General features: G+C 30.0%; 10 protein-coding genes and 5 tRNA genes. 2 read left to right on the top strand and 13 right to left on the bottom strand.

The window, feature by feature from the left end:
- Nucleotides 1-28: 28 nt before the first annotated feature.
- Both QIA00_RS03090 and rpsD read left to right on the top strand, forming a co-directional pair.
- Nucleotides 29-101: transfer RNA gene (locus QIA00_RS03090), tRNA-Met, on the top strand.
- Nucleotides 102-129: 28 nt separating this feature from the next.
- A complete protein-coding gene (rpsD, locus tag QIA00_RS03085; RefSeq protein ID WP_316257414.1) occupies nt 130-756 on the top strand; it encodes a 30S ribosomal protein S4 in 627 nt (208 codons plus the stop codon).
- A gap of 59 nt (nt 757-815) precedes the next feature.
- Here rpsD and QIA00_RS03080 read toward each other — a convergent pair whose 3' ends face one another.
- From QIA00_RS03080 to QIA00_RS03020, 13 genes are all read right to left on the bottom strand, one after another.
- Nucleotides 816-968 carry a hypothetical protein gene (locus QIA00_RS03080; RefSeq protein ID WP_316257413.1) on the bottom strand — a complete coding sequence of 51 codons (153 nt, stop codon included), beginning with the start codon at nt 966-968 and terminating at the stop codon, nt 816-818.
- A 39-nt stretch (nt 969-1,007) separates the two neighbouring features.
- Nucleotides 1,008-3,398: an endopeptidase La gene (gene lon, locus QIA00_RS03075; RefSeq protein WP_316257658.1), complete on the bottom strand. Its 2,391-nt coding sequence runs from the start codon at nt 3,396-3,398 to the stop codon at nt 1,008-1,010.
- A complete protein-coding gene (gene clpX, locus QIA00_RS03070; protein ID WP_316257412.1) occupies nt 3,385-4,677 on the bottom strand; it encodes an ATP-dependent protease ATP-binding subunit ClpX in 1,293 nt (430 codons plus the stop codon). Before clpX ends, lon begins: the two co-directional genes overlap by 14 nt.
- Before the next feature lie 23 nt (nt 4,678-4,700).
- Nucleotides 4,701-5,294, bottom strand: coding sequence for an ATP-dependent Clp endopeptidase proteolytic subunit ClpP (clpP, locus tag QIA00_RS03065; protein WP_039949583.1), 594 nt, complete (start codon nt 5,292-5,294; stop codon nt 4,701-4,703).
- Nucleotides 5,295-5,301: 7 nt separating this feature from the next.
- The gene (gene tig / locus QIA00_RS03060) at nt 5,302-6,666 is read right to left on the bottom strand and encodes a trigger factor (protein ID WP_316257411.1); all 1,365 of its coding nucleotides are present in this window, start codon (nt 6,664-6,666) and stop codon (nt 5,302-5,304) included.
- 40 nt (nt 6,667-6,706) lie between these two features.
- Nucleotides 6,707-6,778: transfer RNA gene (locus tag QIA00_RS03055), tRNA-Gly, on the bottom strand.
- A gap of 5 nt (nt 6,779-6,783) precedes the next feature.
- A tRNA-Leu gene (locus QIA00_RS03050) sits at nt 6,784-6,864 on the bottom strand.
- Between the two features lie 79 nt (nt 6,865-6,943).
- Nucleotides 6,944-7,017, bottom strand: a tRNA-Arg gene (locus QIA00_RS03045).
- Between the two features lie 24 nt (nt 7,018-7,041).
- A tRNA-His gene (locus QIA00_RS03040) sits at nt 7,042-7,114 on the bottom strand.
- 132 nt (nt 7,115-7,246) lie between these two features.
- A complete protein-coding gene (gene pepD, locus QIA00_RS03035) occupies nt 7,247-8,677 on the bottom strand; it encodes a beta-Ala-His dipeptidase (RefSeq protein ID WP_316257409.1) in 1,431 nt (476 codons plus the stop codon).
- A gap of 116 nt (nt 8,678-8,793) precedes the next feature.
- Nucleotides 8,794-10,773 carry an ATP-dependent helicase gene (locus tag QIA00_RS03030; protein ID WP_316257408.1) on the bottom strand — a complete coding sequence of 660 codons (1,980 nt, stop codon included), beginning with the start codon at nt 10,771-10,773 and terminating at the stop codon, nt 8,794-8,796.
- Nucleotides 10,774-10,775: 2 nt separating this feature from the next.
- Nucleotides 10,776-11,267: a chemoreceptor glutamine deamidase CheD gene (cheD, locus tag QIA00_RS03025; protein ID WP_316257407.1), complete on the bottom strand. Its 492-nt coding sequence runs from the start codon at nt 11,265-11,267 to the stop codon at nt 10,776-10,778.
- A 4-nt stretch (nt 11,268-11,271) separates the two neighbouring features.
- A complete protein-coding gene (locus QIA00_RS03020; RefSeq protein WP_316257405.1) occupies nt 11,272-12,489 on the bottom strand; it encodes a D-alanyl-D-alanine carboxypeptidase family protein in 1,218 nt (405 codons plus the stop codon).
- Between the last annotated feature and the right edge of the window lie 25 nt (nt 12,490-12,514).

Raw genomic sequence — 12,514 nt, 5'->3', positions numbered from 1 at the left:
AGTTGTGTTAACATTTTAAATTGTAAGACGCAGGGTAGAGCAGTTGGTAGCTCGTCGGGCTCATAACCCGAAGGTCATAGGTTCGAGTCCTATCCCTGCTATGCTTTATTTTTAATATGTGAGGAATTAATGAATAGAAAACAAAGAGCTAAAGGCAAGCTAGTAAGGAGATTTGGTATCAATATTTTTGAGCAGCCAAAATATGACAAAATCCTTAAAAAAAAGCCGCATCCTCCTGGAATGCATGGAAAAACCAGAAAATCTAAAATCACAGAATATGGAAAACAATTGATAGAAAAACAAAAGATAAAGTTTACTTATGGTGTAAGCGAAAGACAACTAACCAACACTTTTAAAGAAGCAAAAAAACATCACGGTGTTACTGGAGACAACTTACTCTCAATACTTGAGAGAAGAATTGACAATATTGTATATAGAGCTGGATTTGCTATATCAAGAGCACATGCAAGGCAAATAGTTTCTCACGGCATTATTATATTAAATGGAAGAAGGGTTACAATCCCCTCAATAATACTAAGAGCAAATGATCAAATTCAAATAAAAGAGAAAGACAGCTTAAAAAAATTAATAAGATCAAATATAGAAAAAACTTCGACTCTTAGGAATTTACCAACTTGGATAGAAGTAAATGCTGATGATTTAAACATAAAAGTAAAGCATGCTCCATCAAGAGACGAGATACCTACGCTTGCTAATGAACAAATGGTTGTAGAATATTATTCTAAGAGAGCATAACATACCTTTTATTTCTGCATTGTTAAAGGAACAAAAAGTGGCTTTAATTAGCCACTTTTTTATTTACCCTTTTTTTTACCTTTTGAAAAATTTTTACCCAAATTATTCTTAGCAAAACAAGAAAAATTATTATTCTTTCTCAGACCCTTAACATTGGGCTGTGCATTAAAAGATGCTCTATTACCCGAAGGCTTTCTAACCCCATCTTTCATAGATCTACTCCTAAAATATAAATTTAAATATGTGAATTTTTAAATAATATTCAAATAATCAAAAACTTCTTCTAAGTTTGAGACAAACTTAACATCTATATTGTCCTTAACTTCTTCTGGAAGCTTAGAATAATCTTTTTTATTGTCTTTGGGCAAAATAACTTTACTTATGCCGTTTCTATAAGCTGCTAAAACTTTTTCTTTAATACCGCCCACAGGAAGAACAAAGCCCTTTAAAGTCACCTCGCCAGTCATTGCAAGATCCAAAGGAACTTTCTTGTCAGACAGTATTGAAGCAATTGCTGTTGCAATGGTAATACCTGCAGAAGGCCCATCTTTTGGCGTTGCTCCTTCTGGAAAGTGTAAATGAATTTCAGGACTTTCTTTTACATCAAAATTAAGCTTAGAAGAATAGGTCTTAACTATAGAATATGCAAGCTGCGCACTCTCTTTCATAATAGCCCCAAGACTGCCTGTTAAAATAATGTCTCCCTTTTTCTCAAACTTAGTTGCCTCAACAGGAAGAACCGTACCACCATAACTTGTCCAAGCAAGCCCATAAACAAATCCTGAAGAATCAATCTTAATTAAATCTAAATTATCCTCAGTATCAACATAATTATAATAATTATTAATATTGATTATTTTATAAATACCTGGAATATCAGGATCATGAGTAAAAAGCGAATTATTTCCATGTATCAAAGAACTTGGTGAATAAAAATTGCCTTTAATAATTTGATCTTTAGAATACTCATAAAGCAGCTCCCTTACAAGTTTTCTAATCAAATTAGTTAAAACTCTCTTTAGCCCCCTTACACCAGATTCCATAGTATAGTTTCTAATTAAATTAAAAATAACATCATCTTCTATTCTTATATAAACTTTATCCAAAAAACTCTCTTTAATTATGCTTGGAATCAGAAAAATTTTAGCAATCTCTAACTTTTCAATATAAGAATAACCCTCAACTTTAATTATTTCCATTCTATCCAGAAGCGGCTTTGACATGCCAGTCAGAGAATTGGCTGTTGTAACAAATAAAACATTAGAAAGATCATAAGGAATTTCTAAATAATGATCTACAAACTTATAATTTTGCTCCGGATCTAAAACTTCTAAAAGGGCAGATTCGGGATTTCCCTTATAACTACTATTAATTTTATCTATTTCATCAAGAAGAATAACGGGATTGGACTTGCCTGCTCTTTTCATCGCACTAATAAAAACACCTGGAAGAGAGCCAACGTAAGTTCTTCTGTGTCCCCTAATTTCTGCTTCATCTCTTAAACCACCAAGAGATATTTTAACAAATTCTCTAGATAGTGATCTTGCAACAGATTCCACAAGAGATGTTTTACCAATACCAGGAGGCCCCACAAGACATAAAATAGGAGCTTTAACCTTGGAATTAATTTGATAAACAGCTAAAAAATTTATTATCTTTTCTTTTGCTTCATCCATACCATAATGGGAATTTCTTAAGATAAACTCAATCTCACTTAAATGATTTTTCATAACAGTATTTTCATTCCATGGAAGATCTAATATTAATTCTATATAACTTCTAATAATATTAGCATCGGGTGAATTCATCTGCATTTTAGATAATCTAGAAATTTCTTTTTCAATCTTAGATTTAATATCTTCTGGAATATCTTTAGAGTTTAATCTGTCAATATAATCGTTTTCATCTTTACCTAATCTTTTTTGTATCTCTTTAACTTGCTCAGAAAGAAAATAATCCCTTTGCCCCTTGTCCAACTTGGCTCTAACTTTAGAATTAATATCTTTTTTAAGATCTAAAAGGTCAATTTCAATGTTTAAATTAACAATTAACTTTTCTATTCTGGTTTTAACATTTAGCTCTTGCAAAAGCTCTAATTTTATGCTATTTTCCAAGTTTGAATTAGAAGCTATAATATCGACAAGCTTACTTGGATTCTCAAAATAATTAATTGGTTCATTATCAGTATCATAAGATTTTAAAGATAAGGAATTTCTATAAGCCTCATAAGTTTCTTTTAAAAATTTAGAGTAAGTTAAAAGCTCTCTGTTTAATCCACTATCATCAGGAACAAAAGTAACTTTAGCTCTTAAATAATCATTTTTTTTGGAAACGCTGCCTATAATAACCCTACTTTGGCACTCAATCAAAACTTTTATTACGTCTTTACTTACCTTTATAACTTGGATAAGTTTAGAATAAGTTCCCACAGAACATAAATTTTTAACTCCTCCCCTATCAGATCTATCATAATTAGACTCATTTGGATAAGCAAATAAAATCAATCTTTCCTCTAACATGGATTGAGCTATGGAATTAATTACATATTCATTATCAAAGGTTACCCACAATGTCATATTAGGGAAAAGAACATTTTCTTTTAACATAACAATTGGAAGATCTTCTTTTCTATTTTTTATCATATTTAAGATTGATTTCATATAACTCTTTTGCCCAAGGTTTTTTAATTGCATTTCCCACCAAAATTAATGGGTTAATATCTGCATTTAAAACAGATTCTTTTGTAACAACAACCTTCTTGGCCTTACTAATAGAAGGAACCTCAAACATAACATCTTTGAGAAGGCCTTCTAAAATAGATCTAAGGCCTCTTGCTCCAGTATTTTTTAAAATGGCCTCATCTACTATTGATTCTAAAGCATCTTTTTCAAATACCAATTCAACATTGTCCATTTTAAACATATGATAGTACTGCTTAACAATAGAATTTTGAGGATCAACCAATATTCTCAACAAATCTTCTTTATTTAACTTTTCAAGATATGAATGCACAGGAAGTCTGCCAACAAACTCTGGTATTAAGCCAAATTTAATCAAATCTTCCATTTCTAAATACTTTAATGAAGTATCTTCTCTTATATTCTTTTTCTCAATTGCTGAAAACCCAATAGAACTTTTATTTATTCGATTCTTAACAATATTTTCAAGCCCAACAAAAGCACCACCACATATAAAAAGTATATTTTGAGTATTAATTTCAATAGTATCCTCATAAGGATGCTTTCTGCCACCTCTTGGGGGAACATTGGCAACAGTACCTTCAATTATCTTTAACAAAGCCTGTTGAACCCCTTCTCCAGAAACATCTCTTGTTATTGAAACATTTTCGTTTTTTTTAGCAATTTTATCTATCTCGTCTATATAAATAATCCCTTTCTCAGCTAAGCTAACATCCCCATGAGCAGCATGTATCAATTTAAGTAAAATGTTTTCTACATCTTCACCAACATATCCTGCTTCTGTTAAAGTTGTAGCATCTGCTATTGCAAATGGCACATTCATCTCTGCGGCCAACGTTTTTGCAAGCAAAGTTTTACCGCTGCCTGTGGGCCCAACTAAAAGTATATTAGATTTTTCAATCTCAATACCATTATCATATTTATCATTTTTGAATATTCTCTTATAATGATTATAAACAGCCACAGATAAAACTTTTTTTGCATCTTCTTGCCCAACAACATGCATGTCTAAATGATCTTTAAGTTGTTTGGGAGTTGGCAACCCGTTGGACTTAGAATCTAGCGGCTTGCACAACTTTTCTTTAAAAAGATTGTGACATATTTTAGAACATTCCGGACAAATAGCTACTCCATTAGATATAACAACATTACCACCAAGTTCAGCGACACTAAGTCCACAAAAAGAACACTCTTTTACTTTTTGACCTTTTACTCTTGCCATAAAAACTTTTACCGAAAATAAAACTATTCCCTTACTAAGATACTATCAATAAGACCATATTTAAGAGCATCACTTGAAGTCATAAAATAATCTCTTTCCATATCAAGAGCCAGTTTTTCCTTATCAACCCCTATCTGATTAGACATAATATCTATTATTAATTTTTTAAGTCTTAAAATTTCATTAGCTTGTATATTAATATCACTAGCCTGACCACTTATTCCACCCCAGGGCTGGTGAATCATTATTCTAGAATAAGTTAGAGATTCTCTTTTACCCTTAGCGCCACCCGCAAGCAAAAAAGCGCCCATTGAAGCAGCTTGCCCAATGCAAATTGTCCTTACATCAGGCTTTATATATTGCATAGTATCATAAATCGCAAGACCCGCAGTAATACTGCCACCTGGAGAATTCAAATAAAGATAAATGTCTTTATTTGAATCTTCTGATTCTAAAAACAAAAGTTGGGCAATCACAGTATCTGCCTTAGGATCATTAATCTCGCCACTCAAAAATATTATACGCTCTCTAAGCAGCCTTGAATATATATCAAATACTCTCTCATAATTGCCCGTATTCTCTATTACAGTGGGTATTAAATTATGCATAAATTCCATTTTTTTCTTACTCACAAATTTTACAATTAACAAAATCTTTAAAAGAAACTTTTTTGCCCTTTACCTCTTTAAGATTTTTCAAGATTTTTTTCTTAGCTCTTTCCCTTTTGATATCATCCTTTAAATAAGAAATCAAATTTTGATCTTCATAAAATTTTTTAATCTCCTCATAACTTACGCCCGAATTCTCAGACTGCCTAGCCATTTCATCTTCAACATCGCTCTCAGCAACTTCAATTGGATCTAAATCTATCATTTTCTGCATTATTAGCTTAAATTTCAAATTTTTAAGAATCTTATCTTTTAAATTGTCGCTACCAACATATCCTGAAGAATAAAACATACTTTTAAACTCTTCAAAGCTCATATTATTTTTATTTTGCCTTTTAGAATCCTTAAAAGCAATTTCAATTTCAGCCTCAATCATTGAATGGGGAATATCTATTTCTAATTTTTCAGAAATAGTAGAAAAAAATTTATTTAGCTTTAAAGTTTCTTTTTTTTCTTCAACAATGTTTAAAAGACTAGATTTTATAAAATTTTTAAGATCATCTAGCGTATTATATTTATCACTAATATCCTGTGCAAATTCATCATCTATTAAAGGGAGATCTCTTTTTTTAATACTCTTAATCTTAATCTTCAATTTTCTTGAAGAACCCGCAAGTTCTTTAAATTTGTAATCTGCAATATAAGATTTTTCTATAACTCTCTCTTCGTTTATTCTCATACCAATTACATCTTTGTCAAAATCATAATAAGTCTCAGATTTTCCAACCGTAAAAACAAAGTCCTGTCTTTTTGTTGATGCTATCTCATTTGAAAGGTCATCAAGCTCAACAAAATTCACTTTAACAATGCTATCTTTCTTGACAACTCCTTCCTCATCTTCAATGATAATTGCATTTTCTATTTGAAGATTTCTAATCTCATCATCAATATCAGAATCATCAATAAAAACTTCGGGGATCTCCACTTTAATATCAATCTCATCAAAACTTGGAATTTTAAATTCAGGATAAGTCTCATATACAAAAGTAAATTCAAAATCTTCATCAAGATTTAATCTTAAATTATTTTCCTTTATAGTAGGCGTAGTATAGCTTAAGGGCATTTTGGACTCTTCTTTGAAAAATTCTTTAAGAGAATTGTTAATCACTTCTTCTAAAACAGTGGCTCTTAAACCTTCAGAATATTTATTCTCAATAATATTAATAGGAACTTTTCCAATTCTAAAACCCTGAATTTTAAGTCGAGAAGAATAATCTTGCAATAATGAATTATATTTTTCCTGAATAACACTTTTTGAAACCCTAATGACAACCTCAACTTTTGAACCTGGAAGAAGCTTGATATCTTTACTCAAAATCACTGCTAATGCCTCAACTAAAACTTATTGATAATTATTAAAAAGCGAAAGACGGGATTTGAACCCGCGACTTCCACCTTGGCAAGGTGACACTCTACCCCTGAGTTACTTTCGCACTTTTACAGAAGGTGGGAGTCGAACCCACACGCCAAAGGCACTAGATCCTAAGTCTAGCGTGTCTGCCAATTCCACCACTCCTGCATACTTCATACTCAAACTAGTATACAAAAACTTAAAAGCTTTTGCAAGTATGCCTAATCTACCAAATAAATAATAATTTCGCACTCAGCAGGAGTCGAACCTGCAACCTTCGGATTCGAAGTCCGCCGCTCTATCCAATTGAGCTATGAATGCAGTTAAAAATAAAATTGATTAAAGGGTGATTGACGGGGCTTGAACCCGCGACATTCGGAACCACAACCCGACGCTCTACCAACTGAGCTACAACCACCAATAACTAGTGACTATGATTATTATAATATTTTATATATATTTAATTCCTAAGTCAATAAAAGATAAAAATAATAAAAGCCATAAGACTTTTATTAAAAAATTTATAATAAAATATTAATTTTTTTCAAAACTAAAATTTTTGAAATCTTTCTAAGCTTTTTTTCAAAAAATCATAAACTCTAATAGTTGAAGAAATATTTACTCTTTCTCTAGTAGTATGAGGACATTCAATCCAAGGACCAAGAGTAACAGATTCTACACCCCCCAATCTAGAAGATATTATGCCTGTTTCAAGACCTGCATGTATTATGGAAACATTAGCATCTTTAAGATACATCTCTTTATACACTTCTTGAAGATGTTTTAAAAGATTGCTATTCTTATCAGGCTGCCAAGAAGGATCATCATAAATTACACGCAAATTAGCTCCTGATAAATCACTGATAGATTGCAAATGATTGCAAACATACTCTTTGTCTAAATCCAATAAAGATCTTATTAAAAAAGTAAAAATATAATCGTCTTGCATTCTCAAAAGACTTGAAAAATTTAAAGAGGTCTTTATAAGCTTATTTTCATAATTTTCTACTTTTTGAACTCCATGTAAAAATCCCATTCCCATATTTAAAAGCTTATTTTTGCTATTTTCATCAAGAACTTTAACTGATGAAAATTCTCTTTTATTAACAATAATATCAAATTCATCTTCAAGAGAATATGCACTTTTAATTTTAAGCACAAACAGTTTAAGCTCTTTATTTAATAAATCATAATCACTATCATCTATAAAGATTAAAGCCTTGGCTTCAATTGGAATTGCATTGCTACTATTTCCACCAAAAATGCCTTCAATCTCAAAATTAAGATTTGCCTTAATTTCAAAAAGAGCAAAAAACATTAATTTTAAAGAATTTGCCAAATCTAAATGAATATCTGCCCCAGAATGGCCACCTTTAAGCCCTTTAAACAAAATCTCTACCTTTGTTTTTTTCGTTACAAGACTATACTTAGGAGAAAAAACAATTTCTACAAGTCTTGATCCCGCACAACCAACTAAAAAATAACCTTCTTCCTCTCCATCAAGATTAATAAGGCTTTTACCACTACATAAATTAGGATCAAGGCCAAGAGCACCTATTAAACCTATTTCCTCATCAACAGTAAACAGAAGTTCTAAATCGGGATGAGGAAAATTATTGGCTTCACTCATAATCCCCAACATCATAGCTACTCCAATACCATTATCAGCCCCAAGGGTAGTCCCTACTGCTTTAAGATATCCATCCTCTTCAACAATTTCAATCGGATCTGTTTCAAAATTATGCAAGCTAGATTCATTCTTTTCGCAAACCATATCAACATGAGATTGTAAAATAATAGGATGCATATCAATATTATTATTTGACTTTATCTGCACCACAATATTACCAACACTATCTTCTTTAAAAGAATAACCAAATTTTTTGGCTCTCTGCTTAATAAAATTAATAATTCCTTTAACATTTTTTGAACATCTTGGAATTTTTGATATCTCTTTAAAAGAATCAATTACAATACTCATAATAACTTTCCTTTGATTATATTAAATCCATAAATATACTTAGATTTAATTTATAATTAATAATATATTATACTAAATTAATCTTTGAATTCATTCAATAAATTTAATAATATTGGTTAAGCTTTGTTTTCAACAAAATCTGCATAATAATTAAAATTTAAAAATTCTTTAGGAATTTCTGAAATAAATCTTGAAGGCACCTGATCAAAAATTTGCCTATCTTTTTTACGCTTATTAGCCATAGTAATAACAAGAGAATCTTTTGCACGAGTTAATGCAACATAAAAAACTCGCCTCTCTTCTTCCAAGTCAACCTCGCTATCTTCAATGATTCTATGATGAGGAATAATGTTGTCTTCAACAGCAATAAAAAATACATAATCAAATTCTAAACCTTTAGCAGAATGCACTGTCATTAAATTAATATTAATATTTTCAGATTCCTCATTTGCTTCGTTAGATTGAATAACTATGTAATTTAAAAAACTGCTTAAATCTCTCAACTCACCAAATTGTTTGGATTCCCAATTTTTAATTATGCTTAAAAACCCTTCTATATTTTGATATTTATATTCAGCCACTTTGATTGAATTAGGATTTTCACTAACTAAAAATCCCCAATATTCAATACTTTCTATCATTTCTTTGATTATATTAGAATAAGTGTTTTTTGTTATACTAAATTTATATTGATACTCTTCAATAAAAGATACAAAATCTTCTATGCTTTCAATGACCTGCTTATTCAAAGCTTTATCATAACTAGAAATATTTGTAAAAGAAAAAGTAATGTCACAAAGAGCATCATAAATGCAACAGCCTTTCTTGTCTGCTATATCTCTAATTTTTTTCAAATATTCCTTGCCAATCCCCCTTCTTGGAACATTAATAATTCTAAGAAGATCATAATCACTTTTAGGATTTATTATTACATTTAAATAAGAAATAATATCTTTTATTTCTTTTCTCTGAAAAAAAGACGTTCCCCCTGAAACTTTATATTTTATGCCCTGTCTTCTAAAAATCATTTCAACGTTTTTAAAAAGAGCATTGGTTCTCATAAGAACTCCTATCTTTTTAGACTTAAAGCCTTCTAGCCTTGAAAGCTGCATGATTCTATTTGCAACAAACTCAGATTCTTGAATTTCATCCTCAAATATAAAAACATCTATGACTTTGCTACAAATCTTTGAAGACCACAAGGTCTTTTCTTTTCTATTTTTATTATTTAAAATCACAGAATTGGCAACATCTAAAATATTTTTTGCAGAACGATAATTTTGTTCAAGCTTTATTTCTTTAACGTTGTAATCTTTTTCAAACTGCAACATGTTGTTATAATTAGCCCCGCGCCAAGAATATATAGACTGATCATCATCCCCAACACAACACAAATTACTATGATTTATCAAAAGACGAATAAAATTATATTGAATCAAAGAAGTATCTTGAAACTCATCAATCAAAACATACTTATATCTTTTAGAATATTTATTTCTAATATCAGAATTACTGCTTAACAATTCTTTTGGTTTTAAAATCAAATCATCAAAATCAAAAGAATTATAAAGCCTTAATCGATCTTCATAAAGCCTGTAAATATTCAAATCTTCTTCCTTTAAATCATCAAGGGTGAGAATACCGTTTTTTAAAAACGAGATAACATTACTAAGTGAATTTAAAGAAATTTTTTTATTAAAAAGACCTTCATCAAGTAAAATCTCTTTAAGAAGAGAAATTCTATCATTGTCATCATAAATGCTGAAGTTTTTTCTATATCCTAATAATTTATAATTTTCTTTTAAAAAGAAAAGTCCAAAAGCATGGAAAGTTGAAACCATAAGATTGCTAAGAGGACTTTTTAAAATTTTTTTAATTCTGTCTTTCATCTCATTAGCAGCCTTGTTGGTAAAAGTCAAAGCTAAAATCTCTCTCTGAGCAATACCTTTTAAAAGCAAATAGGCTATTCTGTGAGTAACAACCCTTGTTTTTCCACTACCAGCACCAGCAATAATTAAAAGAGCACCTTCAATAGTAGTAACTGCTTCATATTGAAATTGATTAAGAGAATTTTTAAAAAAATCATCATTAGGCAAAATTAAAAAACCCTTGTTCCGTCTGGATATTCCACAATAACTTTAAAGTTTTCAGGAAAAGCAAAAATCTTTCGCGACTTAGATTGATCGAAATCTTTGACTAAGATTGGAATACGATACTTATTCAATGTATTAACGGCAAACTCTGAATTTTCAAGTCCAACCTTAACCGATCCTTTTGCCATAAAATTAGTTCCTCCAAAAAGCTTGGCCTTAAGATTGCTTTTATTAGCTCCATTTTCGAGCATTGCATTTATTAACATAGGAATAGCATAAATTCCATATCTTCCCCTTTGCTCAGGAGATATGTCAAGATCTGACTTAACTAGAACATAATGATTCATCCCAATTAAACTGTTTACTTCGTCAAAAAGCACAACAGCAACACAAGAACCAAGAATTGTGGAAATCACTCTTTTATTTGAAACAAAAGCTTCACCAGGAACTATTATCGTAACATCGCGTTTTAATTTAAAATTAAAATGATTCAACATAAAATTAATACTCTCTTGAAAAAAAATTTATAAAACTCTTATAAAGGCTTTGCCAAAACCTTAATTTATTTACCTTCTCACTAAATAAATCAACATCACCTACCTTTTCATTTTCTAAAAAAATCATAGCCCTCCCAACAGGCATATCCCCACTAAGTGGAGCAACCAACTTATCAACAGTATAGCTTATATTAATTTTATCAAATTCATCTTTAGTTAAAATATAATAAAAAGGCTCTTTAGAAAAAAGAGCAACTATATCCACCGTACCATTATAGACTTTTTCTTTTAATTTTACTATTAAAGGAAATTTAGAATATTTATTAAATCCATATTCAAATAAATTTTTTGCAATCGAAGCTCTCATTTTCTCTCCAAATCCATTAATTCCTTTTTCAACCCCCAATACAACCGCTATCAACCTTCTATCGCCCTTTTTAGCAGTGGCAATAAGATTTAAGCCTGATTCCTTAATATATCCCGTTTTAATACCATCGGAATAAGGATAATCATGTATTAATAAATTAGCATTTCTTTGTTTTAAGTTTAAAAATCTTGATGATAAAGCAGTTCCTAAATTTTTACGCTTTGGATAAACAAAATACTTTAAAGAATGAATGTTAAGCATAAATTTAAATTTCTCTACATAAGATTTTATAAAAAAAGCCATATCTAATGCTGTAATCTTATTATCACTACTATATCCAGAAGGTTCAACAAAATGCATATTAAAAAGTCCTAAATTTAAAACATTAATATTCATTAAATTAACAAAGCTATTTAAATTGCCTACTACAAACTCAGCAATTGCAATAGAAGCATCATTGCCCGAAGAAACTGAAAGTCCCTTTAAAATCTCTTCGAAATTAACAATTTGACCCTTTTCTAAAAACATTAAAGAAGAATTGGGGGGTGCATTATAATATGAAGCAGAATCGCTAATAGGAACTATGCTTTTTAATTTTATGTTTCGCTTTTCAGCTTCAATTAAAGCTGTATAAATTGTAACAATCTTTGTAAGCGATGCTGGAGGAAAAACTAAATTGGGCTTTTTAGAATAAAGTATTCTCTTAGTATCAAAATCCATTAAAACTATTGATTTTGCATACTTTGATAATTTATTAATCTCATCTAAATTAACTGCAAAAAGATCATCACAAAGCGGGAAAAAAAAGAAAAATAAAATTAATAACAATTTCCCAATAACATAGATACTATTCATGTTGTAATATTAAATTATATATTAT

Origin of the sequence: Borreliella americana, assembly GCF_032595795.2 — a bacterium.
In the GTDB taxonomy this organism is placed as follows: domain Bacteria; phylum Spirochaetota; class Spirochaetia; order Borreliales; family Borreliaceae; genus Borreliella; species Borreliella americana.
The sequence above is the reverse complement of the archived record's forward strand: the minus strand, read 5'-3'. Positions and strand labels throughout refer to the sequence as shown.